Source organism: Serratia plymuthica NBRC 102599, assembly GCF_001590925.1.
GTDB lineage: Bacteria > Pseudomonadota > Gammaproteobacteria > Enterobacterales > Enterobacteriaceae > Serratia > Serratia plymuthica.
Map to the genome: position 1 here is coordinate 1 of NZ_BCTU01000020.1, position 26,984 is coordinate 26,984.

Genomic DNA, 26,984 nt, shown 5'->3' on the forward strand with positions numbered 1-26,984 from the left:
AAACCCATAAAAAAGGGCAGCCCCAGGGCTGCCCTTTCTTGCTATTGCTGCGCCGCGATTAGTGGCAGCCGCAACCGCCGTTACCGCAACCGCCTTTCTTAGCCTGATCATGGTCATGCGCATGGTCATGATCGTGGCCATGACCGCCGCAGCAACCGTCACCGTGCTCGTGGTGGTGATCGTGCTCGCCGTGTACGTGACCGTGTGCCAGTTCTTCAGCGGTAGCTTCGCGGATCGCGACAACTTCCACGTTGAAGTTCAGGTTCTGACCCGCCAGCATGTGGTTACCGTCAACCACTACGTGATCGCCGTCCACTTCGGTGATTTCGACCGGAACCGGGCCCTGATCGGTGTCAGCCAGGAAACGCATGCCAACTTCCAACTCGTCAACGCCCATAAAGACGTCTTTCGGCACGCGTTGCACCAGGTTTTCGTCGTAGTTGCCGTACGCATCGTTGGCGCCGACATTAACGTCAAAACGATCGCCTGCTTCGTGGCCTTCGAGTGCTTTTTCCAGACCTGCAATCAGAGAACCATGCCCGTGCAGATAGTCCAGCGGCGCGCTCACCGGAGACTCATCAACCAAAACACCGTCTTCTGTACGTACTTGGTAAGCCAGGCTGACCACCAAGTCTTTTGCTACTTTCATGATATCTCCTACCGTTGGACACTTGGACGCAGCCCATCATCGGGTGCCGCGCCTTTACCGGACAGATTGTATCGGAAATCTGCCCCGCTGTACCCTTCAGCATAAAAAAACGCGCCCGATAACGCTACTCCGGATGGAAAATACCGATGACCTGCTCCTGCGGCCGGACGTGCTTTTCCACCTGTTGTTCGGTCTGCCGCTGGTGATGGCCGCACTTGACGCACTCCACCACTTCGACCTGGTCTTCGCGCCAAACTGCCAGCGTATCCATAGCCTTACAGCTCGGGCAGACCGCCCCGGCGATAAATCTTTTACGTGTTGCGGACATCTTCTGTGCTCCAAATTATTCGTATTCATCCCAGCCGTCGAACTGGCGACTCTCTTTTTGCATTTCGCGATGAAAAAGTTCTTCAAGCTCGCGCCGCGCCTCTTTCACGCGGGAAATCTGCGCCACATCGCCATGATGCGGCGGCATCAGTTCACGCAGCATACGCATGTCCAGCCGGCGAAAGTGCTGCTGCGCGCGATAGGCCTGATGAGGATGCATACCCAATTCCATCAGCGCCTTGCGTCCCAGTTCCAGTGCGCTGGAGAAGGTTTCGCGGCTGAACTGCTTGACCCCGGCTTGCAGCAGTTCGTGCGCCTCCACGCGGCCGCGTGCGCGCGCCAGGATGCTCAACTCCGGGAAGTGCTGTTGGCACAAACGCACGATTTCCATGGTGTCTTCCGGCTCATTGCAGGTAATTACAATCGACTTGGCCTTCGCCGCGCCGGCCGCACGCAGCAGCTCGAGTTCGGTGGCATCGCCGTAATACACTTTGTAGCCGTAGCGACGCAGCACGCCGACCGCGCTGACATCGCGCTCCAATACGGTAATACGCATCTTGTTGGCCATCAACAGGCGGCCGATCACCTGGCCGAACCGGCCGAAACCGACAATGATCACCTGCGGATCGTCGTCCTCCACATACGGCGTTTCTTCGTCTTCATCCCGGGCGTTGTAACGGCGGGCCAGGATGCGATCGATAATCTGCATCAGCAGGGGCGTGGTCATCATCGACAAGGTCACCACCACCAACAGCAAGGCGAGTTGGTCAGACTGCAACACCTTCTGCGCCCCCGCAGCGGAAAACAGCACGAAGGCAAACTCTCCGCCCTGGCTGAGCACGCCGGCGAACTGCAAACGCACCGAACTGCGCAAGCCAAAGATGCGCGACAGCGAGTACAGCACCCCTGACTTGATCGCCACCAGCAGCACCACACCCAGCAGCACTTCGACCAGATGGGTATAGAGCACGCCGATATTCAGCGCCATCCCCACCGAGATAAAGAACAGCCCCAGCAGCAGCCCTTTGAACGGCTCGATGGCAATCTCCAGCTCATGGCGATATTCGCTCTCCGCCAACAGCACACCGGCGATAAAGGTGCCAAGCGCCATCGACAGGCCGAGCGTATCCATAAACAACGCCGCCCCCAATACCACCAACAGTGCGGCGGCGGTGAAGATTTCGCGCACCCCGGAAGAGGCGATATAGCGGAACAACGGCCGCAGCAGGAAACGCCCGCCGATCAGCATGCCGCCGAACGCCGCGACCTTGATCGCGATTTCCGCCCAGTCGTCGCTGGTGCCACCGGCGCCGGCCAGGATAGGGATCAGGGCCAGCGCCGGGATCACCGCCATATCCTGGAACAGCAGCACCGAGAACCCTAACTGGCCGCCTTCATTGCGGTTCATGCCCTTCTCGCGCATCAGCTGCAACGCCATCGCCGTCGATGACATCGCCAGCCCGATCCCGCCGATAACGGCGGCCTGCCAGGCGAAATGGGTCAGATAAAGCAGCGCCCCCAACACCGCGGCGGTGATCAGCACCTGCCCGGCGCCAACGCCAAAGATCGAACGCCGCAGTTCCCAAAGTTTGGTCGGGTTCAGTTCCAGCCCGATGATAAACATCAGGAACACCACGCCCAACTCGGAAAAGTGCAGGATCTCATCCACGTCGCGGATGAAGCCCAATCCCCAGGGGCCGATGGCAATACCGGCGATCAGGTAGCCCAGCACCGCGCCAATCCCCAGGCGGCGGGCGATGGGCACCGTGACCACCGCGGCGAACAGGAACAGCAAAATTGCGGTCAGTAACGTCGAGCCTTCCATGATCACCTTCCTCCCTGCGGCAACGGGTTACGCAACCAGTCGCCATAGGCCGTAGCGTGGCTTTCCAGCACTTCCGGCTTCTGCCGACGCGCCCAATACACCAGCATCGGCGTCAGCCAGTGCATATGGCACATGGCGGCGGTCAGTTCGAACGGGCGCAGGATATCTTCCATCGGATAACGGTTATAACCGCCGGTGCGGTAGGCGCCTTCAGGTTCTCCGGTGGTGATCACCGAACGCCAGTATTTGCCCGCCAACGCATTGCCGCCCATACCGCTGGCAAAACCGCGCGACAGCACGCGATCCAGCCATTCTTTCAGCAATGCAGGGCAACTGTAGGTATAGAGTGGATGTTGAAAAACAATGACCTGATGTTCACGCAGCAGTTGTTGTTCGTGGTGAATATCAATAAAAAAGTCAGGATAGTGCGCGTATAAATCGTGCACGGTGACATGTTCCAACTGCTGCGCCGGTCGAAGCAAAACCCGATTCGCGACCGAGTCATGGGATTCCGGATGGGCATACAGCAGCAAGACCTTGGGCGGCTGCGACATCATTCCCCTCCAAAGCGTCGTCAGGATAGCGGTTTTCCGTTACCATGCTTCGCAAAGACTAATAATAGGACAGTCTGTGTCCTGTTAACTTAGAATCCTCTCAATTTAACATACTCTGAACATACGGCGCTTTATGATTGTATTCTCCTCGCTACAAATCCGACGCGGCACCCGCGTCCTGTTGGACAACGCCACGGCGACGGTTAATCCAGGTCAGAAAGTCGGCCTGGTGGGTAAAAACGGCTGCGGCAAATCCACGCTGCTGGCGTTGCTGAAAGGCGAAATCGCCGCGGACGGTGGTACTCACACCTTCCCCACTAACTGGGCGCTGGCCTGGGTCAACCAGGAAACGCCGGCGCTGGACGTGCCGGCCATTGAGTATGTTATCGACGGCGACCGCGAATTCCGCCAGCTTGAAGCCGAATTGCAATTGGCGAACGAGAAAAACGACGGCCACGCCATCGCCACGCTGCACGGCAAACTGGACGCCATCGACGCCTGGACCATCCGCTCCCGCGCCGCCAGCCTGCTGCACGGTCTCGGCTTCTCCAACGAACAACTGCAAAGCCCGGTGCGCGCTTTCTCGGGCGGCTGGCGCATGCGTTTGAACCTGGCGCAGGCGCTGGTCTGCCGTTCCGACCTGCTGCTGCTCGACGAACCGACCAACCACCTGGATCTGGACGCGGTGATTTGGCTGGAACGCTGGCTGAAGGGCTATCCGGGCACGCTGGTGCTGATTTCCCACGACCGCGACTTCCTGGATCCGATCGTCGATAAAATCCTGCATATCGAACAAGAGACCATCAACGAATATACCGGCAACTACTCCTCGTTCGAGCGTCAACGCTCGACCAAACTGGCGCAGCAGCAGTCGCTGTATCAGCACCAGCAGGAGAAAGTAGCGCACCTGCAAAGCTATATCGATCGCTTCCGTGCCCAGGCCACCAAAGCCAAACAGGCGCAGAGCCGCATTAAAATGCTCGAACGCATGGAGCTTATCGCCCCGGCCCACGTCGATAACCCGTTCAGCTTCAGCTTCCGCCAGCCGGAAAGCTTGCCGAACCCATTGCTGCGCATGGAGAAGGTCAGCGCCGGCTACGGCGAAAAAGTGATCCTGAAATCGATCAAGCTCAACCTGGTGCCCGGTTCGCGCATTGGCCTGCTGGGCCGTAATGGCGCCGGTAAATCTACCTTGATCAAAATGCTGGCCGGCTCGCTGGAACCGCTGAGCGGTGAGATTGGCCTGGCGAAGGGCATCAAACTGGGCTACTTCGCCCAGCATCAGTTGGAGTTCTTGCGCGCCGACGAATCGCCGCTGCAACACCTGAGCCGCATCGCTCCCCGGGTGCTGGAACAGCAACTGCGCGACTACCTGGGCGGTTTCGGCTTCCAGGGCGACAAGGTCACCGAGGCCACCGAGCGTTTCTCCGGCGGCGAAAAGGCGCGGCTGGTGCTGGCGCTGATCGTCTGGCAGCGCCCTAACCTGCTGCTGCTCGACGAACCGACCAACCACCTGGATCTGGACATGCGCCAGGCGTTGACCGAAGCGCTGATCGATTTCGAAGGCGCACTGGTGGTGGTCTCGCACGACCGCCATCTGCTGCGCTCCACCACCGACGACCTCTATCTGGTGCACGATGGCCAGGTCGAAGTTTTCGAAGGCGATCTGGACGACTACCAGCAATGGCTGAGCGATCTGCAACGGCAGGAAAACCAGCAGGATGCGCCGGAGAAAGAAAACAACGGCAACAGCGCACAGGCGCGTAAAGATCAGAAACGTCGCGAAGCCGAATTCCGCACCCAGACTCAGCCGCTGCGCAAGCAAATCGCCAAGCTGGAACAGCAGATGGAAAAACTGGGCGCCGAACTGGCGGCGGTAGAAGAGAAACTGGCGGACTCTGCGCTGTATGACATCAGCCGCAAGGCCGATCTGACCGAGTGCCTGCAAAAACAAAGCCAGACCAAATCCGCTCTGGAAGAGACGGAAATGACCTGGCTGGATGCGCAGGAGCAGTTGGAACAGCTGACAAACGAGTTTGAATTGTAGGAGCGCAGCACGCTGCGCCCACGGCTTCACGCCTTGTAAAAAGGTTTATCTCCTAAAATGGTCGCACGGTGCATGATGCGCCGCTGCGGCAGGTAATCCGCGTTGGCGTAATGCTGCGTCACGCGGTTATCCCAGATCGCGATGTCATCCTCCTGCCAGCGCCAGCGCACCTGGAATTCCGGCTTGGTAATGTGGGCAAACAGGAAGTTCAGCAATGCCTCGCTCTCCTTCGGCGCCAGATCCACAATCCGCGTAGTGAAACCTTCATTGACGAACAGTGCCTGCCGCCCGCTTACCGGATGGGTGCGCACCACCGGGTGCAGCAGCGGCGGGTTTTTCTGCTTCGCCACCTGCCAGCGCTGGTGCTCCTCGTCGCTCGACAAATGCTTATGCTCCGGGAATGACTTGGCGAAGTCATGTTCCGCCTTCAACCCGGCCAGCAGTTGCCGGAAGGGGTCAGACAAGGCTTCATAGGCCGCGATGCCGCTGGCCCACAAGGTATCGCCACCGAAAGACGGCAATGTCTTCGCCGCCAGTATCGCCCCTTGCGGCGGGTTTTCGATAAAGGTGACGTCGGTATGCCAGTTGTCGTTGTCCGGCGGGTTATCGTCATGAGTATCCAGCACGATGATCTCTTCCACGTCGGTGGCGTGCGGGTAAACCGGATGGATGTGCAGATCGCCGAAGCGCCCGGCCAAATCACGCTGCTGCAGCGGTGTGATCGGCTGATTGCGGAAGAACAGCACCTGGTGTTTGAGCAATGCATGGTAAAGCTGCTCAAACTGGCCGTCGCCCAACGGCCGCGCCAGTACGACGTTTTCCACCAACGCGCCGATGTAGGGCCCCAGCGGGGTAATCTTCAGACGTTCGTTCATTGCTGTACTCCATGCCACGGGGTCAATCGGCGCTGCAAGGCGCGCAGCCCCAGCTCCAGCCCAAATGCAATAATCGCAATCACGCCGATCCCGGCCAACACCACGTCGGTGGCCAGAAACTCACCGGCGGACTGCACCATAAATCCCAGACCACGCGTAGCGGCGATCAGTTCGGCTGCCACCAGCGTCGACCAACCGACGCCCAGCCCAATGCGGATACCGGTCAAAATCTCCGGCAGTGCGCTCGGCAGCACCACAAAACGCAGCACCTGCCAGCGGTTGGCGCCTAAAGCGCGAGCGGCACGCACCCGTACCTGTGCCACGCTGCGCACGCCGGCGACGGCAGACAGCGCAACCGGGGCGAAGATCGCCAGGTAAATAAGCAGAATTTTCGAGGTTTCGCCGATGCCGAACCAAATCACCATCAGCGGCAGATAGGCCAGCGGTGGCACCGGGCGGTAAATCTCAATCAGCGGGTCGAGAATGCCGCGCACCGTGTCGTTCAGCCCCATGGCGATACCCACCGGAACGCCGATAATCACCGCCGCCAGCAGCGCCACCAGAATGCGTCCCAGGCTGGCCGCCAGATGTTGCCACAGCGTAGCGTCCATAAAGCCCTGCGGGCTGGCGATGACCAGCAACTGGTGCAACACCTGCTGCGGCGCAGGTAGAAATAGCGGGCTGATCAGGTTCAGTGCGGTCACGCCCCACCAGACAGCCAATACCACCAGCAAGGTGACGCCGCTCAGCAACAGGTTGCGCGGTATGCGAAAACGGCGCGGCGCCGCAATCTGCGGCTGGGCAACCTCTTTGAGGGCGGAATGCAGGCTCATAGCAATGCCTCGCGCTGTTGGAACACTTTGCCCAGCACATATTCGCGCTGCGCGATAAATTCAGGATCGGATTTGATCGACCGACATGCCTCGCCGTTGGCGTAGCGCTGGCCGAAGTTCAGCGAAAGGCGCTCCACCACCTGCCCCGGCCCCGGCGACAACAGCAACAGTTCGCTGGCGAGGAAAACCGCCTCTTCAATATCGTGGGTGATCAGCAATACCTGCTTGCCGGTATCACGCCAAATGGTCAGCAGCAGTTCCTGCATCTGCTCGCGGGTGAAAGCATCCAGCGCGCCAAACGGCTCGTCCAGCAGCAGCAAGCGCGGATCGGCGGCCAGCGCACGGGCAATGCCCACCCGCTGGCGCATGCCGCCGGAAAGTTGCCAGATAAAGTGCTGTTCGTAACCCGCCAACCCCACGCGTTGCAACATCTGCTGCGCCACCTCGCGGCGCTGCTGCTTGCCGATACCGGCCAACTGCAGGCCAAACTCGACGTTATCCACCACGTTGCGCCACGGAAGTAAACCCTCATGCTGGAACACCACGCCCCGCTCGGCTCCCGGGCCGTTAACGGACGTTCCATCCAGCGTGATGCTGCCAGCTGAAGGCTCGATAAACCCGGCGATCAAATTCAGCAGCGTGGTTTTGCCGCAGCCCGACGGGCCGAGCACCACCACCAGTTGCCCGGCGGCAATCTGGAACGAGACGTCGCGCAGTGCGGGGCGCCCCTGGTAGTCTGCTGAAAGATGGTTAACGTTTAGCATGCGGCTCCCCTACGACTGCGGCGCAGCCTGCACCTGTTTCACAAAGCGGTCGGTCACATAGGCGCTGTAATCGCTGTCGACCTGCGGGATTTTGCCCTGCTGTTTGAGGAACTCGGCGGTATCGCGAATCGCCTTGTCCACCGGCTGACCAAGCTGAGTAATCTGCTCAGACACCGGCAGATAGGTGTTGCCCTTCACCAGCACCGGCACCTGATCCTCGGGCACGCCACTCAGACGGGACAGCGTGCCGAGATTGCTTTTGTCTTTCAGCCATTGCTCCGGCTGTGCCAGATAGGCTTTCTGGGCATTCAACGCGCTGGCGGCAAAGGCGGTCACCACCTCCGGGTGTTTTTCGGCGAAGTCCTTGCGCACCACCCAGACGTCGAGCGTCGGCGCCCCCCACTCCCCAACCTGTGCGGAATCGGTCAGGACCTTGCCCTGTTTGGCCAGCTCGTTGACCACCGGCGCCCAGACGTAGGCACCGTCGATATCACCGCGCTGCCAGGCGGCGGCGATGGCCGGCGGCTGCAGATTGAGGATCTTGACCTGTTCAGGCTTGATGCCCCAATGCTTGAGAGAAGCCAGCAGGCTATAGTGGGTGGTGGAGATAAACGGCACCGCAATGCGTTTACCGATCAGATCCTGCGGGCCTTTAATCTCCTTCTTCACCACCAGCGCTTCGGAACTGCCGAGCTGCGAGGCGATCAGGAACACTTCGATAGGGAGTTTCTGGCTGGCGGCCACCGCCAGTGGGCTGGAGCCGATATTGCCGATCTGCACATCGCCGGAAGCCAGTGCGCGCAACACGCTGGAGCCGCTGTCGAATTTGCGCCAGTCAACGGTGGCACCGGACTGCTTGGCAAAGCTGTTTTCCGCCTGCGCCACTTTGGCCGGTTCCGCCGAGGTTTGATACGCCACGGTAACGTCGACCGCCTGCGCACTGGCCGCGCCGAGCGATAACACCAGCAGCGTTACGCCGCGTAATGAAAAGAGTTTGCTCGCCATGATCCGCTCCGTTGATAAAAGTCTGTTCAGTTGTTGACAGTTTTATCCGAGCGGTGACGAGCAATAAAAGAATAAAAAAAACCTCGTTATTACCTTGAGGAATATGCCATGACATTCAGAGCGATAACTCACCCCGTATAAACGTCCGTGCATAACCGCCGAGCAGCGTGCGATCGCCTTTCCATTCGCAAAACAGCTCACCGCCGCGGGCGGAAATCTGCCGGGCATGCAGCTTATGACGCCCCAGGCGTGCAGCCCAATAAGGTGCCAGCGTGCAGTGCGCAGAGCCGGTCACCGGGTCTTCACCGCCGTCGAGGGTAAAATAACGCGAGACAAAATCTACCTTTTTACCCGGGGCACTGACGATGACCGCACGGCCGGCCAGCGCGATTAACGCCGGGATGTCCGGCTGCAACGCCCGCACCTGGGCTTCATTTTCCAGCAGCACCAACAACGCGGTGGCCTGCCACACGTCCTGCGGTTTCACGCCGAGCAGCGCCGCCAGCCCAGCCGGTTCTGCCACCTTTTGCGGCAATCGTGAAGGGAAATCCAGGATCAACCGTTCGCCGTCGGCGGCATCACGCTTAACGTACAGCTCACCGCCGGCCGAGCGAAACCGGATATCCTGTAGCGCCGGATTCACCGCGCTGAACATCACATGCGCCGCCGCCAGCGTGCCGTGGCCGCAGAGATCCACCTCACGCTGCGGGGTGAACCAGCGAATAGCCGACATGTCGCCATCGTCCCAGACAAAGCTGGTTTCCGGCAGGCACAGCTCATTGGCAATGGCCTGCATCTCGGCAGTCGACAAGGGTTGCTTCAGCAGGCATACGCCCGCCGGATTGCCACGTAAGCCTTCGCCGGTAAACGCCACTACGTGGAAGTAATTTTCCATCATCCGCAATTCCTTAATGCCAGATAAGTAACACACAGGCCGCGGTTAACAGCCCCATGGATAGGTTAAAAATGATCCAGGCCTTTTTGCTGCGCAGCAAACGGCCAATCACCGTGCCAAACCCCAGCCAAATCACCCCGGCAACGACATTCACCACAAAAATACCCAGTGAAATAGCCATAATAGAAGCGTTATATTTATCGCCCGCCAGACTGAAGCTCGCCACCGCGCCCAGTGCCATCAGCCAGGCCTTGGGGTTGAGGAACTGCAACAGCCAGCCCTGATACAACCGTATAGGCTGCGGCGGCGCCACGTCGGTTTCCAGCTTTTCATAGGCGGCGGTAGCGACTTTCCACGCCAACCATAACAGGTACAGGCTACCGAGGACTTTCAGGATCAGGTGCAGCGCAGGGTAAACCAAAATCAGGCTACCGACGCCGAATGCCACCAGCAGCAAAATGCTTTGCATGCCGAGCATAATGCCCATCATCAACAGCAGTGAGCGCATAAAGCCAAAATTGGCGCCGGAGGTGGTCAGTAACATATTGTTGGGACCAGGCGTGATCGCGGCAACCCACAGGAAGCCTAACAGCGAAAGAAATAAACTCGGTTCCATGAAGCGGGTGCTCCTCACCCGGGGCGTTTTTTGCAGTATTATTGTTAACTCATGGTATTGAAGCTAACAGTGCGCTATTGATCAGACAATAGCCGCCAATAAGATTTTTACTCAGGTTATGCATGAATCCTTTCGCCCTTTGACCGGCGCCAGTAACCCACATTTGCAAACGCTGCTGCCACGGCTGGTGCGCCGCCGCGTGCGGTTGAAACCGCACTGGCAGCGGCTGGAATTGCCCGACGGCGATTTTGTCGATCTCGCCTGGAGCGAAGATCCGGCGCAGGCCGCCGGCAAGCCGCGCGTGGTACTGTTCCATGGGCTGGAAGGCAACTTCTACAGCCCCTATGCTCACGGCCTGCTCAACGCCTGGCGTGAAAAAGGCTGGCTCGGGGTGGTTATGCATTTTCGCGGTTGCAGCGGCGTACCGAACCGCAAACAGCGCATCTATCACTCCGGCGAAACGGAGGATGCACGCTTTTTTCTGCGGTGGCTGCGCGCCACTCACGGCGAAGTACCGACGGCGGCGGTTGGCGTCTCGCTCGGCGGCAACATGCTGGCCTGCTACCTGGCGCAGCAAGGGGCAGACAGCCTGTTGCAGGCGGCGGTGATCGTGTCCGCACCCTTGATGCTGGAGCCCTGCTCATTGCGAATGGATCAAGGGTTCTCGCGTGTTTATCAGCACTATCTGCTTGGGCAGTTGAAACAAAACGCCACCCGCAAGCTGCTGCACTACCCCGACACCCTGCCGCTCAAGCTGCCGCAACTCCGGGCGCTGCGCCGTATCCGCGACTTTGACGATGTCATCACCTCACGCGTCCACGGCTTTAGCGACGCCACCGATTACTACCGCCGTTGCAGCGCGCTGCCGCTGTTACCGGCCATTCAGACGCCGCTGCTGATCATCCATGCCAAAGACGATCCCTTCATGACCGACGAAGTGATCCCCGACATCGCCGGCCTGCCGCGCAACATTGAATACCAGCTGACCGAGTTTGGCGGCCACGTCGGCTTTGTCGGCGGCAGTTTGAACAAACCCCACATGTGGCTGGAATACCGCATTCCATCCTGGCTTTCCCCTTATCTGGAACCCGCACCGTGATTATCCCCTGGAAAGAACTGGAAACCGAGACCCTGAACAGCCTGATCGAATCCTTTGTGTTGCGCGAAGGCACCGACTACGGCGAACACGAACGTTCGCTGGAGCAAAAAGTGGAAGACGTTCGCCGCCAGTTGAAAAACGGCGAGGTCCTGCTGGTATGGTCAGAACTGCATGAAACCATCAACATCATGCCGCGCGGGCAGTTCCGTGCCGGGCAGGAAGAAAATTAGTGCCTGCCGGTTCTATGACTGACGGAAAAAATCAGGTAACAATGAACCATTGCAAACCCGCGCGCGGAATTTTGCCCTTGGCGAAAAGGGCGTCAAACAGACCAATAACCCTACTCTGACGCCGGCGCATTTAACACGGAGTGACAACCACCATGTCCGCCAAACATCCCGTTATCGCAGTGACCGGCTCCAGCGGCGCCGGCACCACCACCACCAGCGTGGCGTTCCGCAAGATATTCCAGCAGTTGAACATCCGCGCGGCGGAGCTGGAAGGCGACAGCTTCCACCGCTATACCCGGCCTGAAATGGACGCGGCGATCCGCAAAGCGCGCGATCTGGGTCGTCATATCAGCTATTTCGGGCCTGAGGCCAACGACTTCGGTCTGCTGCAACAGAGCTTTATCGAGTACGGCAAGAACGGCACCGGACGGTCACGCAAGTATCTTCATACCTACGACGAAGCGGTGCCTTATAACCAGGTCCCCGGCACCTTTACGCCTTGGGAAGCGCTGCCGGCGCCGACCGACGTGCTGTTCTATGAAGGGTTGCATGGCGGCGTAGTTACCGAACATACCGACGTGGCCAAACATGTCGATCTGCTGGTCGGCGTGGTACCGATCGTTAACCTGGAGTGGATCCAAAAACTGATCCGCGATACCGGCGAGCGCGGGCATTCACGTGAAGCGGTGATGGATTCGGTGGTGCGTTCGATGGAGGATTATATCAACTACATCACGCCGCAGTTCTCGCGCACCCACATCAACTTCCAGCGCGTGCCGACGGTGGATACCTCCAACCCGTTCGCCGCCAAAGCCATCCCTTCACTGGATGAAAGCTTCGTGGTGATTCACTTCCGCGGGCTGGATCAGATCGATTTCCCTTACCTGCTGGCGATGCTGCAAGGCTCTTTTATCTCGCACATCAATACGCTGGTGGTGCCGGGCGGCAAAATGGGGCTGGCGATGGAGCTGATCATGGCGCCGCTGGTGCAGCAACTGCTGGAAGGCAAAAAAATCGGGTAATGGGTCGGAGCGCGGCAGTTGGCCGCGCCCCTTTATTCTTGCGCGTTACGCTACGTCGCGGATTTCAAAGCTGTGAGTCACGCTGGCAGCCTTGTTCAGCATCAACGACACCGAGCAGTATTTCTCGGCGGAGAGGTTCACCGCACGTTCAACGATATTGTCGGTCAGATCTTTGCCGGTCACGATAAAATGCAGGTTGATATGGGTAAAGACGCGCGGCACTTCTTCACGCCGTTCGGAGGTCAATTTTACCTCGCAATCACGCACGTCATTACGCCCTTTTTTCAGGATCGACACCACGTCGATAGCGCTGCATCCCCCCACCGACATCAGCACCATTTCCATCGGGCTGGGGGCTTTATCGCCGGCGTTGCCGTCCATCAACACCTGATGGCCAGACGCGGATTCCCCCAGAAACGTCAACCCTTCCACCCACTTAACTCTTGCCTGCATATTGGTCACTCCGATTAATTTCTTAAAATCAGAGTACGCTTTCGCATAGAAACTGGCAACGGAACCTGATGCTGGTCATGCGCAAGCAAGACAACACGAGACACCCGCCTCACTCTGTGCTACAAACAGAGCCGCAATAAATCTTTCCGGGACACTGATTTCAGGGAAACTCCCAGAGAAAGGCTCCTTTACCGGTATGTTAATAGAATGTAGCTTGCAGCTCTCCCGGCAAGTTAATATGCTAGAGCGACAGCGTATATTTATGACACGCCTCAAAACCTGCTGCCAGCCACCCTTAAAACAACGGCGACAGCACGTTTTACAGGGAACTCTGACCCCTGTGACACAAGGCAGCGATAACAACAGAGGATAACAGCGAATGGTTCTCGGCAAACCGCAAACAGACCCTACACTCGAATGGTTCCTGTCTCATTGCCATATCCACAAATATCCATCCAAAAGTACGCTGATTCACCAAGGTGAAAAAGCCGAAACGCTTTACTACATCGTAAAAGGCTCCGTCGCGGTGCTGATTAAGGATGAAGAAGGTAAAGAGATGATCTTGTCCTACCTTAACCAAGGGGATTTCATCGGCGAGCTTGGATTATTTGAAGAAGGCCAGGAGCGTAGCGCCTGGGTCAGGGCGAAAACCGCCTGTGAAGTGGCTGAGATTTCTTACAAGAAATTCCGCCAACTGATTCAGGTCAACCCGGACATCCTGATGCGCCTGTCAGCGCAGATGGCAAGCCGCCTGCAAGTGACCTCAGAGAAAGTGGGTAACCTCGCCTTCCTGGACGTTACCGGTCGCATCGCGCAAACGCTGCTGAACCTGGCGAAACAACCCGATGCCATGACCCACCCAGACGGCATGCAGATCAAAATCACCCGCCAGGAAATTGGTCAGATCGTCGGTTGTTCACGTGAAACCGTCGGCCGCATTCTGAAAATGCTGGAGGATCAAAACCTGATCTCCGCCCACGGCAAAACCATTGTCGTTTACGGCACACGTTAATCACTGAAAAAACGGCGCGATGATTCGCGCCGTTTTTTTATGCCCCGACCGATCATGTGGCGTCGACTGATTTACCACCCGGAAGTCAATTACGCACTGCGGCAAACGCTGGTGCTGTGTCTGCCGGTGCTCTTTGGCCTGCTGATCGGCCACCTGCAACTCGGCCTGCTGTTTTCCCTGGTTCCCGCCTGCTGTAACATCGCCGGGCTGGACACGCCCCACAAACGTTTTTTCAAACGCCTGATCGTCGGCGGCTCACTGTTTGCACTCAGCAGCCTGTTGCTGCAGCAGGCGTTGCTGTGGCAATTGCCGCTGCCGGCGTTGATGCTCGGCCTGGCTCTGCTGCTCGGCGTCAGCGGCGAGATCAGCCCGTTACATGCCCGCCTGCTCCCCGCCGCGTTGATCGCCGCCATCTTTTCTCTCAGCATGGCCGGCACGGTGCCGCTGTGGTACGCCCCCTTACTGTATGTGGTGGGTACCGCCTGGTACGGCCTGTTCACCTGGTTCTGGTTCAAGCTGTGGAAAGAACAGCCGATGCGCGAATCGTTGAGCCAGCTTTATCTGGAACTGGCGGACTACTTCGAAGCCAAGTATTCCCTGTTAACCCAACATACCGATCCGCAAACCGCGTTACCGCCACTGCTGGTGCGCCAGCAAAAAGTGATGGACCTGATCAGCCTGCTGTATCAGCAGCTCAACTTTTTGCCGCACGCCAATAATCTCGAGCAAAAACGCCTGCAGCGAACCTTTCAGGTCGCGCTGGATTTACAAGAACACATTACCGTCAGCCTGCACCTGCCGGAAGAAGTGCAAAAACTGGTGGAGCAAAGCCAGGCCGAGGCGATTATCCGCCGCAATGCGCAGGTGATTGCCGGCCGGCTGCGCACGGTGGCGCACGATATTCTCTATCATCAATACTCCCAGCGCTTCAGTATGGTCAACGAGCTGGCGGCGCTGGAGAAAGTGGCCGCACAGCACCCCGACAATCCGGTGGGTCAGTTCTGTTACTACCACTTCAGCCGCATCGCTCGCCTGCTGCGCACCCAGCATCCGTTATACCGTCGCGACCTGATGGCCAATCAAAACCGCCTGCCGTTCTGGCCGGCGCTGTTCAGCTACCTGTCGTTTAAATCCAACGCCCTGCGCAATGCGGCACGGCTGGGGGTAATGCTGGCGGCGGGCAGCAGCCTGGGGATGGTTTTCAATCTGCCAAAACCTTACTGGATCCTGCTGACCGTCATGCTGGTGAGCCAGAACGGCTACAACGCCACCCGGGTTCGCATCCAGCACCGTGCGCTCGGCACGTTGGCCGGGCTGGTGATCGCCGCCGGGTTGCTGCAGTTGCAAATGCCCGAGGGCGCGACCCTGAGCGTGATGCTGGTCATTACGCTGGCGGCCTATCTGGTTTCGCGTAAAAACTACGGGCTGGCGGTGATTGGCTTTACGGTGACGGCGGTCTATACCCTGCAACTGCTGGCGCTGAACGGCACACATTTCCTGATCCCCCGCCTTATCGACACCCTGCTCGGCTGCGTGTTGGTGTTCGGCGGCACCCTCTGGCTGTGGCCACAGTGGCAAAGCGGCCTGCTGCGCAAGAACGCCCATCAGGCGCTGGAGAAAGATCAACAGGCACTGCGCCTGCTGCTGGAAGAGCAGGAACCCGATCCCAGCGCGCTGGCCTATGCTCGCATGCAGGTGAACCAGGCGCACAACGCGCTGTTCACCTCATTGAATCAGGCAATGCAGGAACCGGGGTTTGAATCCAGCTATCTGGCGGATATGCGCCTGTGGGTAACGCACAGCCAGTTTATTGTCGAACACCTGAACGCGATGACCATTCTGGCGCGCGAGCACTATATGCTGACGCCCAAGCTGGCGCAGGAGTATCTGCAAACCTGCGAGATAGCGCTGCAAAGCTGCCAGCAGCGGCTGGAGTACGACGGGCCAAGCAGCGGCAACAGCATCATGCAGCCACCGGATTTGCACCCGGAAATGCCGGTTACCGAAATGGAGCGCCACCTGCGCCGCATTCTCTCCCACCTGAGCGTCATGCACACCATTTCGTCGCTGGCCTGGCGCCAGCGCCCGCATCACGGCATCTGGCTGAAACGTAAACTGCGCGATCAATAAGGGCGCCCTGCGGCGCCCCTTGTCATTCCGAGATAAGATTACGCGTTAATCACGTCCTGCACCGCCAGCTCAAACAACGCCATGCCATCGTCGATGTCTTTCAGCTCCACAACCAGAGAAGGCGCAAAGCGGATCACATTAGGGCCGGCGTTGAGGATCATCAGCCCGCGCGCGGCGGCGGCGGTGAGGAAATCGCGCGCCTTGCCGTGATACGGCGGAGTCAGCTCTGCGCCAATCAGCAAGCCCATGCCGCGAATGTCGCTGAAAATACCGTATTTCTCGCCAATTTTCCGCAGTGCCTGCACGTACAGATGATGACGTTGTTCGATGCCATTCAGCACTTCCGGGGTATTGATCACGTCCAGCGCCGCTTCCGCCACCGCACAGGCCAGCGGATTACCACCGTAAGTGGTGCCATGCGTACCCACCTGCATCACCGAGGCAATCTCTTCGGTGGTCAACATGGCGCTGACAGGGAAACCGCCGCCCAGCGCTTTGGCGGTGGTGAGAATATCCGGCGTCACGCCATAATGCATGTAGGCGAACAGCTTGCCGCTGCGGCCCATACCGCTTTGCACTTCGTCGAACACCAGCAGCGCCTGGTGCTTATCGCACAATTCGCGCACGCCTTTGAGGAATTCGGCGTCCACCGGGGTGATCCCGCCTTCACCCTGGATCGGCTCCATCACCACCGCACAGGTGTGATCGTCCATCACCGCTTTTACCGCCGCCAGATCGTTGAACGGCACGTGCACGATATCTGCCGGTTTTGGGCCAAAACCATCAGAATATTTGGCCTGCCCGCCCACCGAAACGGTGAACAGCGTACGGCCGTGAAAGGCGTTATAAAACGCGATGATTTTGGTTTTATACGGACTGTGGCGGCTAATGGCGTAGTGGCGTGCCAGCTTGAAGGCCGCTTCATTGGCTTCCGCGCCTGAGTTGGCGAAAAATACCCGATCGGCGAAGGTGGCATCAATCAGTTTGCCGGCCAGCCGCAGCGCCGGTTCGTTGGTGAAGACATTGCTGGTATGCCACAAGGTTTCGCCCTGCTGCTTCAGCGCCTCAACCAAGGCTGGATGGCAGTGCCCTAACGCCGTGACCGCAATGCCGCCGGAGAAATCGATGTACTCTTTCCCCTGCTGGTCCCACACGCGGCTGCCTTTGCCCTTCACCGGGACAAACTGGGCAGGTGCATAAACAGGCAAGATAACCTGATCAAAAGTGCTGCGGCTTACTGGGTATTTTTCGGTCATTATGGGGTCCGCCCTAAAAGTGATTCGGTATTTTCACTGCCATTAAGTGAAAATATAATCACAAAATATGCATAAAAAACCAATAAAGGGCAAACGCAAATCGTCTTCGGCGGCAAAAAAAAACTAACCGATTAACTTTTAAGGAAATTATCCAGCAGTTGGTGACCCTGCTCGCTGAGGATGCTCTCCGGATGGAACTGCACCCCTTCCAGCGCCAGCTGACGGTGGCGGATACCCATGATTTCATCACGAACGCCGTCGCGCTCGCTCCAGGCGGTGACTTCAAAGCAGGCCGGCAGCGTGGCGGCTTCCAGCACCAGCGAGTGGTAGCGGGTAACGGTCAACGGGTTGTTCAGCCCGCGAAATACGCCGCTGTCGAGATGACGGATCGCTGAGGTTTTACCGTGCATCACCTCACGGGCGCGCACCACCTTTGCACCAAACGCCTGGCCCAGCGCCTGATGCCCCAGGCAAACGCCGAGGATCGGCAATTTACCGGCAAAATGACGGATCGCGGCCAGCGAGATGCCGGCTTCGTTCGGGGTACAGGGGCCAGGGGAGATCACCAAATGCTGCGGCGCCAGCCGTTCGATATCGGCCAGTTGCAGCTCGTCGTTGCGCTTTACCAGCACCTCGGCGCCTAATTCGCAGAAGTACTGGTAAAGGTTATAGGTAAAAGAGTCGTAGTTATCGATCAACAGCAGCATAGTGTTTCCAACGGACATCATCGTAGGGGGCAAATATCTCGCCCCGATTTACACGGGCGCAGTATACAACGCCCCTGCAATACTGCCGCTATCGATAATTTCCGCTTACTTTTTCCGGCCGCCCATGATCGAGCCCAGCACGCCGCGCAGGATCTGGCGGCCGAGATCGCGCGCCATGCTCTTGGCGGCGGTCTGGACGATACCGTCGCGCTTGCCGCCGCGTGGGCCGGTGGATCCGAACAGAATTTCGTTCAGGCCGCCCATCAGGCCACCGCCCGCCTGCTGCTGCGCCTGCGGTTGTTGCGCCGGCTGGCCCGGTTGTGGGCTGCCGACGGTGGCGAACCCTTCCGACGACAGTTTCTCATAAGCCGATTCACGATCGACCATATCCTCGTAGCGGCCATACAGCGGTGACTTGTTAATTGCGCTGTTTAACCCTTCAGCCCCCAGCATGCCCATTTTGGACTCCGGCGCGATCACCATCGCACGCTCCACCACGTTAGGGCGCCCTTTCTCGTCGAGGAATGACACCAGCGCCTCGCCCACGCCCAGTTCGGTGATCGCCGTTTCCGCATCGAAAGCCGGGTTGGCGCGTAGGGTTTGCGCTGCGGCTTTCACCGCCTTCTGATCGCGAGGAGTAAAGGCGCGCAGGGCATGTTGCACGCGGTTGCCCAACTGGCCAAGCACGCTGTCCGGGATATCCAACGGGTTTTGGGTGACAAAATAGATGCCGACGCCTTTGGAGCGGATCAGGCGCACCACCTGCTCGATTTTGGTCAGCAGCGCCGCCGGCGCGTCATTGAACAGCAGGTGCGCTTCGTCGAAGAAGAACACCAGCTTCGGCTGTTCCGGGTCGCCCACTTCCGGCAGGTGTTCGAACAATTCGGCCAGTAACCACAGCAGGAACACCGAATACAGCTTCGGCTGATTGATCAGCTTGTCCGCCGCCAACAGGTTAATGATGCCGTGACCGTTGGCGTCGGTTTTCATCAGGTCGTTGATGTCCAGCATCGGCTCGCCGAAGAACTGATTGGCGCCCTGCTCCTCCAGCGTCAGCAGCCCGCGCTGGATAGCGCCGACCGAGGCGGAAGAGATATTGCCGTACTGGGTCTGGAACTGTTTGGCGTTGTCGCCCACGTATTGCACCATGGCACGCAGGTCTTTCATGTCCAGCAACAACAGCGCATTGTCGTCGGCGATTTTGAATACCAGTTGCAGCACGCCGCTTTGCACATCGTTCAGATCCAGCAAGCGCCCTAACAGCAGCGGCCCCAGATCGGAAACGGTAGCGCGGATCGGGTGGCCCTTCTCGCCGTAGATGTCCCAGGGAATGAGGGTGCAGGCCTGCGGCTGCCAGTCGCTAACCCCAATCGCCGACAGGCGCGCTTGCAGCTTCTCGGAGGGCACGCCTTCCGCGCCAATCCCCGACAGATCGCCCTTCACGTCCGACAAGAACACCGGGACGCCGATGCGCGAAAACTGCTCGGCCATTCTTTGCAGCGTCACGGTTTTACCGGTCCCGGTCGCGCCGGTAATCAGGCCATGGCGGTTCGCCAAAGCGGGCAGGATCGCCAGATCCTGCACCGGTTTCCCGTCTTTCATCGCTTTGGCGATAATCCGTGCTTCACTCATTTTCTTTTCCTTTGACGCTGGCCCGGCGCGAAAAGCGCCTGTTGATGTCAATAAAGCTATAAGCGCGGCGTAACCCCGTCAAGGACAAACAAAAAGGGCGTCATCAAGACGCCCGCAAAGCCAATAATTTCAGATTCCGCCGATCCTCGTACTAGCAGTTTCTGCCTGCTTGAACAATAAGCCACCGGTGATATAGTAAGATTTACGTTGTATATACGAGGTCATTATCATGTCTGAATCTACCGTGGTTATCCGAGTGGATGAGGAATTAAAAATCGCCTTTGCCAGCGCAGCCAAAGCAGCCGATCGCACCGCATCTCAGTTGTTGCGCGATTTCATGCGTGATTTTGTCAGTCGGCAAACTCATCAGAAAGAGTATGAGCAGTGGCTACAGGAAAAAGTGGACTTAAGCCGTAAAGCGCTTAATGAAGGAAAAATCACTGATAATGAAGCCGTTGAGGCCTACTTCGCTGAGCGCAGGTCAAAACTGACAAGGTAATGCGATAAGGAAATATCGTGACACTCAAGTGGACGGAACCCGCAATTGCCGATCGTATGGCAATTTATGACTACCTGGAAACAAAGAATCCGGCCGCAGCGATAGAAATTGATAGCTTGATTTCAGCAACTGCGACACGACTCTCACAAAACCCGTCCAGTGGAAAACCAGGCCGAGTACCCGGTACACGTGAAATGGTTATTCATCATTCCTATTTCCTGGTTTATGAATTAATCAACGGGTTAATCATTATGCTGGCCGTAGTGCATGCCCGCCGTCAGTGGCCCGCCAATTAATCATCCCCGCAGTCCCAGCTCTTCCTTCAGCGCTTTCAGGTAGCGGCGGCTGACCGGCACCGGTTCTCCGGCCGGCATGATCATCTCCGCCGCGCCGCTGTCCTCGAAGCGAATTTCGCGTACCTGCTCCAGGTTGACCAAATACTGGCGGTGGCAGCGTACCAGCGGCGTGCGAAGCTCCAACGTCCGCAACGTCAGTTCGGTGAAACACTCCATGCCGTCATTGCGCACCACGAACACCCCGCTCAACCGCGAACGGACAGCTACCACCTCGTCAAAACGCAACAGGTAAATGCGGCTGTGGCCGGTGCAGGGGATGTATTTCAGATAGCCGGCGCTCTCATCCAGTGCGGCGATATTCTGCTGCCCACGGTGCTGCTGCAGGCGCTGCAACGTTTTGCTCAACCGCTTCGGCTCCGCCGGTTTCAGCAGATAATCAAACGCGTGTTCTTCAAAGGCCCGCACCGCGTACTCGTCGTAGGCGGTCAGGAACACGATATGCGGCATGCGGTTGGGATCGAGCATACCCACCATCTCCAGCCCGGTAATGCGCGGCATCTGAATATCCAGGAACACCACGTCCGGCTGCAGGCGGTGGATCCCGCTGATGGCTTCTATCGCGTTGGCGCATTCGCCGACGATGCAGATACCCTCTTCCGCCTCCAGTAAATGCCGCAGGTTATCGCGTGCGGAAGGTTCATCATCGACAATCAGTACGTTTAACATCAGGCAGCCCTCGCCAGCGGCACGTTGAGCGTAATGCGGGTAAATGTTTGCGGTTCGCAGGCCACCTGCACACCATAGCCCTCGCCGTAGCGTACGCGAATGCGCTTATCCACCAGGTTCATCCCCAGCCCGCTGTTGTTCGGCTGCGGCTGGAACAAGCCGGCGTTATCGGTCACTTGCAGCAACAGACACTCGCCCTCAAGCCGCGCGCCGATATCAATCCGTCCCACGCCCAACAGTTGCGATGTGCCGTGCTTGATGGCGTTCTCGACGATCGGTTGCAGCGAAAAGGCCGGCAACCGCACCGCCAACAGTTCTGCCGGCAGCGAAACCGCGATCTCCAGCCGATCGGCAAAACGCGCCTGCTCAATTTGCAGGTAGGCGTTCACATGTTCCAGCTCGTCAGCCAGGCTGACCTCGTCATCCGAACGTTTCAGGTTTTTGCGGAAAAAGGTCGAAAGGTACTGCACCAGCTCACAGGCCCGGTCGCCATCACGGCGGATCACCGCCACCAGCGTATTCAGGGCGTTAAACAGGAAGTGCGGGTTAACCTGCGCATGCAGCAGTTTGATTTCGGACTGCGCCAGTAGCTGTTTATGACGCTCATACTGCCCGGCCATAATCTGCGCGGACAACAGGCTGGCGATACCCTCGCCCAGCGTGCGATTGATGGTGCTGAACAACCGGCTTTTCGGTTCGTACAGCTTGATGGTGCCGATCACCCGCTGATTCTCGCCGCGCAGCGGGATCACCAGCGTCGAGCCCAGCTTGCAGTTGGGGTTGATCGAGCAGCAGTAGGAAAGCTCGTTACCGTCGGCGTACACCACTTCGTTGTTGTCGATAGCGCGGTGCGAATGCCCCGATGAGATTGGCGTGCCCGGCAAATGGTGGTCATCGCCAATGCCGATAAACGCCAGCAGCTTCTCGCGATCGGTTATCGCCACCGCGCCGATGCCCAACTCCTGATAGATTACCCGCGCCACCTTCATGCTGTTTTCCTGATCGAACCCCTGCCGCAAGATGCCCTCGGTACGTTCGGCGATCTTCAGCGCCTTGGCGGAAAACGCGCTGGTGTATTTCTCGAACATCGCCCGCCGGTCCAGCAGGATTTGCATGAACATCGCCGCCCCCAGGGTATTGGCGATCAACATCGGCAAGGCAATGTGCTCCACCAGCCGCAGCGCCTCGTCGAACGGCCGCGCAATCGCCAGGATGATCGCCATCTGCAACACTTCGGTGACCAACGCCACGCCGGCGACAAACAAGGGATTAAACAGCAGGTCGATACGCCTGCGGCGCATGGCGATGCTGTGTACCAGCCCGCCTACCAGCCCTTCCGCCACCGTGGATACCGCACAAGCGATGTCGGTCATGCCGCCCAGCGTGTAACGGTGCAGGCCACCGGTCAGCCCCACCAGAAAACCGACCGAAGGCCCGCCCAGCAGGCCCCCCAGCACGGCGCCGATGGCGCGGGTATTGGCTATCGAGCCTTCGACGTGCAAGCCGAAATAGGTGCCCATGATGCAGAACACCGAGAAGATGAGGTAGCACAACAGCTTATGCGGCAACCGGATGGTCACCTGCGTCAGAGGAATGAATAGCGGAGTTTTGCTCAGTAAATAAGCAATGACAAGATAAACGCACATCTGCTGCAACAACAGCAGAACCTGGTTAAATTCAAACATGGCAGCCGCTCATTCCGAGAGAAAACAAAGGCACAACGCCGGGTTTCCGGTCTGATTATAAGCGGGCTATTAAAACATGCGGCGGGGAAGAAAACAGTGATGCAGGCAAAGCTTCGGAACGAAGGAACGGCCGACCCCTACGGGATCGGCACAGAAAATTTATGGCAGCACTTTGGCTGACAAAATGACGATAGGCTTGCTCGGCACATTCTGGTACGGGCCCACATTGCCGGTCGGCGCCTGGGAAATTTTGTCCACCACGTCCATGCCCTTAACCACTTTGCCGAACACCGCGTAACCGAAGTCGCGCTGGCCGTGATCCAGGAAAGCGTTATCCGCCACGTTCAGGAAGAACTGGCTGGTGGCGCTGTCTTTATCGGCGGTACGCGCCATCGAGATGGTGCCGCGCAGGTTGCGCAGACCGTTATCGGCTTCGTTCTTGATTGGCGCGTTAGTGGTTTTTTGCTGCATATCCGCAGTAAAACCGCCGCCCTGAACCATAAAGCCCGGGATCACGCGGTGGAAAATGGTGTTGTTGTAATAGCCGCTGTTCACGTAGTCGACGAAGTTCTTGGTGGAAACCGGAGCCTTCTGACTGTCGAGCGCCAATTCGATATTCCCTGCCGAGGTGGTCAGCATGACATGAGTTTCACCGGCGGCAAACGCTGCGGGTGTCATTGCTGTCAGGGAACACAGCGCAACGAAGGTCACTAAAGTACGTTTGAACATTAACGGGTCCTTTCTCTGAGAGACAAACAACGGAAAAGCGCTTTGATTCTAAAGAGCTGTACCTGCGAGTGCCAGCCATTTACCTATATTTACGCAATTGAAGGGGCATATCTTGGCCGGTCGCCGTTTTTACTGCCGAAAGTATGATCGCCGCGGCCCCTTTTGCCAACTGCATCACGCATTTTTTGCCCTTTTCACACCTTCGTCGCTTTTTGCGACGCAACTCCCGGTTTAGTTCTCGATTCCCGTTACTCTACATAAATGAGAGCGCTCTCATTTTTTGAGAGACCGAGATTAACGTATGCCCGCCGGCACCGCTGTCGCGCGATAACAGGAGAAATAACGTGAGTGAATTGATGACTGAAATCAGCCCCGATTTTGAAAGCACCATCATGGAACTGCTGGTGTTCTCCGGTGGCGCCCGCAGCAGTGCCCTGATGGCGCTGCAACAGGCGCGTGCCGGGGACTTTACTGCGTCAGCCAAACACATGGCCGAATCGAAACAGTCGGTGAAAAAGGCGCACCTTATCCAGACCCAGTTGATCGGCCTGGATGAAGGCTGCGGCAAACTGACCATCAACCTGATTACCGTTCATGCGCAGGACCACCTGATGAACGCCATGGTGATCCAGGATCTGGCAGACGACATGATTGAACTTTACCGCCGTCAGGCACTGTTGGAGACTCGCGCATGAATTCGTTGAAAATCGCCGTTATCGGCGGCGGCAGCAGCTACACGCCAGAGTTGGTCGATGGACTAATCCAGCGCATCGAAGAACTGCCGGTGACCGAATTGGCGCTGGTGGATGTTGAACCGGGCCGCGAAAAGGTAGAGATCATCGCCGCGCTGACCCGGCGCATGCTGGCGCGCAATGGGCTGGAGCAGGTGAAAGTCAGCGTGCATTTCGAGCTGGATGACGCCATTCGCGGTGCCCACTTCGTCCTGACCCAGTTCCGCGTCGGCCAGTTGCCGGCACGCGCCGCCGACGAGCGTCTCGGCCTGAAATACGATTTGATCGGCCAGGAAACGACCGGCGTGGGCGGCTTCGCCAAAGCGCTGCGCACCATCCCAGTCATGCTGGATATTGCGCGCAGAGTGGAAAAGCTGGCGCCGGACGCCTGGATCATTAACTTCACCAACCCGGCCGGCATCGTCACCGAAGCGGTTTCCCGCTACACCAAAGCGAAAATTATCGGCCTGTGCAACGTGCCGATCAGCATGCACCACATGATCGCCACTATGTTAAAAAGCGCCTATGAAGACGTGCAGTTGCAGTTCGCCGGGTTGAACCACATGGTGTGGGTGCATCAGGTGCTGCAAAACGGCCATGACGTAACCGACAAGGTGATCGACATGCTGTGCGACGGCGCGGCGCTGACCATGAACAACATCAAGGAAGAGCCGTGGCAACCGGACTTCCTGCGCGCCGTAGGTGCCATCCCCTGCCCGTATCATCGCTATTTCTACCAGACCAAAGAGATGCTGGCCGAAGAAGTGGCCGCGGCGGCCGAGCGCGGCACCCGTGCCGAGCAAGTGATGAAGGTGGAGAAAGAACTGTTTGAGCTGTATGCCGATCCTCAGCTCGACAGCAAGCCTGAACAGCTGAGTTTTCGCGGTGGATCATACTATTCGGAAGTGGCGCTGGAGCTAATTCGTGCGATCCATAATAATCTCGGTACGCAATTAGTCGTCAATACCGCAAACCGGGGCGCCATTCGCGGCTTACCGGACGATGCCGTGATAGAAACCAACTGCATCGTCGATGCGCAGGGCGCGCACCCGCTGACCTTCGGCACGCTGCCGGATTCCATGCACGCGCTGACCCAGCAGGTGAAGGCCTACGAGCGCCTGACCATCGAAGCTGCAGTGCATGGCGATCGTCGCAGCGGGCTGCTGGCGCTGGTCACCAATCCGCTGGTGGCCAATGCCAACGTGGCGCAGCCGCTGCTGGAAGAGGTGCTGGCGGTGAATGCGCCTTATCTGCCGCAGTTTAAATAACCGCCTGGCGGGACGTGGTTGCTGATACATTGCTATACCTACTATGCAGGGGTTCGGTTCGCCGAACCCGGTTTTAGCCGTAATCAGGAGTCGGATGATGGTGACACTGGAAGATGTCGCAGCATTGGCGGGCGTGTCTCGCGCCACCGTGTCACGCGTAGTGAATGGCGATACCAACGTTAAAGCCCCGACCCGCGAGAAGGTTGAACGGGCGGTAGCCCAGCTCGGTTATACCCCCAACCCCGCCGCCCGCGCGTTGGCCTCCAGCCACAGCAATACGCTGGGCCTGGTCACCACCTCGTATCGCGGCGGTTTCTTCGGCGCGCTGATGGATTTTGTGCAAACCGAAGCCGAATCCCAGGGTAAACAGCTGCTGGTGACCCAAGGCCGCAGCAGCGCGGAAAACGAATGGCGGGCAATCCAGCGGCTGTTCAACCTGCGCTGTGACGGGGTGATCCTGCACGTGCGTTTCCTCAGCGACGACCAACTGCGCCAACTGGCGGCGGAGCAACGCAGCTTTGTGCTGCTCGATCGCCTGGTGCCCGGTCTGGAAGACCGCTGCGTCACCTTTGATCACCCGCTCGCCAGCCGCATGGCCACGCAACAGTTGATCGAGGCCGGTCACCGGCGTATCGCCTGCATCAGCGGCCCAAGCGAGCGGATTTCCAGCCGGCTGCGGCTGCAGGGTTTCGAACAGGCGATGCAGGCTGCGCATATCAAGCCGCTGGCCTGCGTGGAAGGGGTTTACGACCTGGAAAGCGGCTACCGTTGTGCCGACCGACTGCTGCAACTGGAAACCCTGCCCACCGCCATTTACTGCTGTAACGAAGAGATGGCCATCGGCGCGCTGCTGGCGCTCAACGAGCACCGCCTGCGGGTACCGCAAGATATCTCGCTGATCTGCTACGACAGCGGCGAGCGCGCGCCCTTCGTGCGACCGGCGCTGACCAGCGTACATTTCCCGATTACCGAGATGGCGCAATACGCCACGCGGCTGCTGATTGATCCGACCACCCCGCACATCAGCTTCGCGCCGACGATCATCAGCCGCGACTCGATTGTGACGATAAGCAAATAGATCACAAAAAAATTTCACGACCTTTCATTGATTGCATCAAA

The 26,984-nt window shown here is 58.3% G+C and carries 28 protein-coding genes; 11 read left to right on the plus strand and 17 right to left on the minus strand.

Annotation, left to right across the window (positions count from 1 at the left end; genetic code table 11):
• Positions 1 to 58: 58 nt before the first annotated feature.
• From slyD to kefG, 4 genes are all read right to left on the minus strand, one after another.
• Positions 59 to 649 carry a peptidylprolyl isomerase gene (slyD, locus tag SPL01S_RS13700; RefSeq protein ID WP_063200564.1) on the minus strand — a complete coding sequence of 197 codons (591 nt, stop codon included), beginning with the start codon at positions 647 to 649 and terminating at the stop codon, positions 59 to 61.
• 124 nt (positions 650 to 773) lie between these two features.
• Positions 774 to 977 (minus strand): YheV family putative zinc ribbon protein, encoded by a 204-nt coding sequence (locus SPL01S_RS13705; protein WP_004951224.1) that lies wholly within the window; start codon positions 975 to 977, stop codon positions 774 to 776.
• A gap of 15 nt (positions 978 to 992) precedes the next feature.
• Positions 993 to 2,801, minus strand: coding sequence for a glutathione-regulated potassium-efflux system protein KefB (gene kefB / locus SPL01S_RS13710; RefSeq protein ID WP_004951226.1), 1,809 nt, complete (start codon positions 2,799 to 2,801; stop codon positions 993 to 995).
• Between the two features lie 2 nt (positions 2,802 to 2,803).
• Positions 2,804 to 3,355, minus strand: coding sequence for a glutathione-regulated potassium-efflux system ancillary protein KefG (kefG, locus tag SPL01S_RS13715; RefSeq protein WP_006328470.1), 552 nt, complete (start codon positions 3,353 to 3,355; stop codon positions 2,804 to 2,806).
• A 133-nt stretch (positions 3,356 to 3,488) separates the two neighbouring features.
• On the opposite strand from kefG, the gene SPL01S_RS13720 reads away from it, so the two are divergent.
• Positions 3,489 to 5,402: an ABC transporter ATP-binding protein gene (locus SPL01S_RS13720; protein WP_062868908.1), complete on the plus strand. Its 1,914-nt coding sequence runs from the start codon at positions 3,489 to 3,491 to the stop codon at positions 5,400 to 5,402.
• 26 nt (positions 5,403 to 5,428) lie between these two features.
• Here SPL01S_RS13720 and tauD read toward each other — a convergent pair whose 3' ends face one another.
• From tauD to SPL01S_RS13750, 6 genes are all read right to left on the minus strand, one after another.
• A complete protein-coding gene (gene tauD, locus SPL01S_RS13725; protein WP_063200567.1) occupies positions 5,429 to 6,277 on the minus strand; it encodes a taurine dioxygenase in 849 nt (282 codons plus the stop codon).
• Complete coding sequence (tauC, locus tag SPL01S_RS13730; RefSeq protein ID WP_062868910.1) at positions 6,274 to 7,110, minus strand: taurine ABC transporter permease TauC; 837 nt, start codon at positions 7,108 to 7,110, stop codon at positions 6,274 to 6,276. The genes tauD and tauC overlap by 4 nt, the downstream gene beginning before the upstream one ends.
• Entirely contained in the window at positions 7,107 to 7,874 is a 768-nt protein-coding gene (gene tauB, locus SPL01S_RS13735) for a taurine ABC transporter ATP-binding subunit (RefSeq protein WP_006328482.1), read from the minus strand. Before tauB ends, tauC begins: the two co-directional genes overlap by 4 nt.
• A 9-nt stretch (positions 7,875 to 7,883) precedes the next feature.
• A complete protein-coding gene (tauA, locus tag SPL01S_RS13740) occupies positions 7,884 to 8,879 on the minus strand; it encodes a taurine ABC transporter substrate-binding protein (RefSeq protein ID WP_063200571.1) in 996 nt (331 codons plus the stop codon).
• A 115-nt stretch (positions 8,880 to 8,994) separates the two neighbouring features.
• The gene (locus tag SPL01S_RS13745) at positions 8,995 to 9,777 is read right to left on the minus strand and encodes a PhzF family phenazine biosynthesis protein (protein ID WP_063200574.1); all 783 of its coding nucleotides are present in this window, start codon (positions 9,775 to 9,777) and stop codon (positions 8,995 to 8,997) included.
• A gap of 10 nt (positions 9,778 to 9,787) precedes the next feature.
• Positions 9,788 to 10,390 carry a LysE family translocator gene (locus tag SPL01S_RS13750; RefSeq protein ID WP_063200577.1) on the minus strand — a complete coding sequence of 201 codons (603 nt, stop codon included), beginning with the start codon at positions 10,388 to 10,390 and terminating at the stop codon, positions 9,788 to 9,790.
• Between the two features lie 118 nt (positions 10,391 to 10,508).
• Here SPL01S_RS13750 and SPL01S_RS13755 point away from each other — a divergent pair, with 118 nt between their 5' ends.
• The 3 genes from SPL01S_RS13755 (at position 10,509) to SPL01S_RS13765 (ending at position 12,741) form a co-directional block, all read left to right on the plus strand.
• A complete protein-coding gene (locus SPL01S_RS13755) occupies positions 10,509 to 11,489 on the plus strand; it encodes a hydrolase (RefSeq protein ID WP_062868914.1) in 981 nt (326 codons plus the stop codon).
• A complete protein-coding gene (locus SPL01S_RS13760; protein ID WP_013814810.1) occupies positions 11,486 to 11,719 on the plus strand; it encodes a YheU family protein in 234 nt (77 codons plus the stop codon). Before SPL01S_RS13755 ends, SPL01S_RS13760 begins: the two co-directional genes overlap by 4 nt.
• A gap of 152 nt (positions 11,720 to 11,871) precedes the next feature.
• A complete protein-coding gene (locus SPL01S_RS13765; protein WP_004951251.1) occupies positions 11,872 to 12,741 on the plus strand; it encodes a phosphoribulokinase in 870 nt (289 codons plus the stop codon).
• Positions 12,742 to 12,786: 45 nt separating this feature from the next.
• On the opposite strand, the gene SPL01S_RS13770 is transcribed toward SPL01S_RS13765, so the two are convergent.
• Positions 12,787 to 13,194 carry an OsmC family protein gene (locus SPL01S_RS13770; protein WP_004951254.1) on the minus strand — a complete coding sequence of 136 codons (408 nt, stop codon included), beginning with the start codon at positions 13,192 to 13,194 and terminating at the stop codon, positions 12,787 to 12,789.
• Positions 13,195 to 13,573: 379 nt separating this feature from the next.
• Here SPL01S_RS13770 and crp point away from each other — a divergent pair, with 379 nt between their 5' ends.
• Positions 13,574 to 14,206, plus strand: coding sequence for a cAMP-activated global transcriptional regulator CRP (gene crp, locus SPL01S_RS13775; protein ID WP_004090925.1), 633 nt, complete (start codon positions 13,574 to 13,576; stop codon positions 14,204 to 14,206).
• 54 nt (positions 14,207 to 14,260) lie between these two features.
• Positions 14,261 to 16,336, plus strand: coding sequence for a YccS/YhfK family putative transporter (locus SPL01S_RS13780; protein ID WP_063200580.1), 2,076 nt, complete (start codon positions 14,261 to 14,263; stop codon positions 16,334 to 16,336).
• Between the two features lie 38 nt (positions 16,337 to 16,374).
• Here SPL01S_RS13780 and argD read toward each other — a convergent pair whose 3' ends face one another.
• From argD to SPL01S_RS13795, 3 genes are all read right to left on the minus strand, one after another.
• Positions 16,375 to 17,592, minus strand: coding sequence for a bifunctional acetylornithine/succinyldiaminopimelate transaminase (gene argD, locus SPL01S_RS13785; protein ID WP_062868917.1), 1,218 nt, complete (start codon positions 17,590 to 17,592; stop codon positions 16,375 to 16,377).
• Between the two features lie 131 nt (positions 17,593 to 17,723).
• Positions 17,724 to 18,299 carry an aminodeoxychorismate synthase component II gene (locus SPL01S_RS13790; protein ID WP_006328493.1) on the minus strand — a complete coding sequence of 192 codons (576 nt, stop codon included), beginning with the start codon at positions 18,297 to 18,299 and terminating at the stop codon, positions 17,724 to 17,726.
• 105 nt (positions 18,300 to 18,404) lie between these two features.
• Positions 18,405 to 19,931 (minus strand): helicase HerA-like domain-containing protein, encoded by a 1,527-nt coding sequence (locus tag SPL01S_RS13795; protein ID WP_037433749.1) that lies wholly within the window; start codon positions 19,929 to 19,931, stop codon positions 18,405 to 18,407.
• Between the two features lie 229 nt (positions 19,932 to 20,160).
• Here SPL01S_RS13795 and SPL01S_RS13800 point away from each other — a divergent pair, with 229 nt between their 5' ends.
• Positions 20,161 to 20,430 (plus strand): hypothetical protein, encoded by a 270-nt coding sequence (locus SPL01S_RS13800; protein ID WP_062868918.1) that lies wholly within the window; start codon positions 20,161 to 20,163, stop codon positions 20,428 to 20,430.
• 17 nt (positions 20,431 to 20,447) lie between these two features.
• Complete coding sequence (locus SPL01S_RS13805) at positions 20,448 to 20,726, plus strand: type II toxin-antitoxin system RelE/ParE family toxin (RefSeq protein WP_063200583.1); 279 nt, start codon at positions 20,448 to 20,450, stop codon at positions 20,724 to 20,726.
• Here the strand turns inward: SPL01S_RS13805 and btsR are convergent, their stop codons facing one another.
• From btsR to ppiA, 3 genes are all read right to left on the minus strand, one after another.
• The gene (gene btsR, locus SPL01S_RS13810; protein ID WP_063200586.1) at positions 20,727 to 21,452 is read right to left on the minus strand and encodes a two-component system response regulator BtsR; all 726 of its coding nucleotides are present in this window, start codon (positions 21,450 to 21,452) and stop codon (positions 20,727 to 20,729) included.
• A complete protein-coding gene (locus SPL01S_RS13815; protein WP_037433755.1) occupies positions 21,452 to 23,137 on the minus strand; it encodes a sensor histidine kinase in 1,686 nt (561 codons plus the stop codon). Before SPL01S_RS13815 ends, btsR begins: the two co-directional genes overlap by 1 nt.
• A 159-nt stretch (positions 23,138 to 23,296) precedes the next feature.
• On the minus strand, positions 23,297 to 23,866 hold the full coding sequence (gene ppiA / locus SPL01S_RS13820) for a peptidylprolyl isomerase A (protein WP_062868920.1): 570 nt from the start codon (positions 23,864 to 23,866) through the stop codon (positions 23,297 to 23,299).
• Between the two features lie 356 nt (positions 23,867 to 24,222).
• Between ppiA and SPL01S_RS13825 the strand changes: the two genes are divergently transcribed.
• The 3 genes from SPL01S_RS13825 to SPL01S_RS13835 all read left to right on the plus strand — a co-directional run bounded on the left by SPL01S_RS13825 (position 24,223) and on the right by SPL01S_RS13835 (position 26,943).
• A complete protein-coding gene (locus SPL01S_RS13825) occupies positions 24,223 to 24,561 on the plus strand; it encodes a PTS lactose/cellobiose transporter subunit IIA (RefSeq protein WP_041416656.1) in 339 nt (112 codons plus the stop codon).
• Positions 24,558 to 25,865, plus strand: coding sequence for a 6-phospho-beta-glucosidase (locus SPL01S_RS13830; protein WP_004951273.1), 1,308 nt, complete (start codon positions 24,558 to 24,560; stop codon positions 25,863 to 25,865). The genes SPL01S_RS13825 and SPL01S_RS13830 overlap by 4 nt, the downstream gene beginning before the upstream one ends.
• A gap of 97 nt (positions 25,866 to 25,962) precedes the next feature.
• Positions 25,963 to 26,943: a LacI family DNA-binding transcriptional regulator gene (locus tag SPL01S_RS13835; protein ID WP_063200780.1), complete on the plus strand. Its 981-nt coding sequence runs from the start codon at positions 25,963 to 25,965 to the stop codon at positions 26,941 to 26,943.
• Positions 26,944 to 26,984 lie beyond the last annotated feature (41 nt).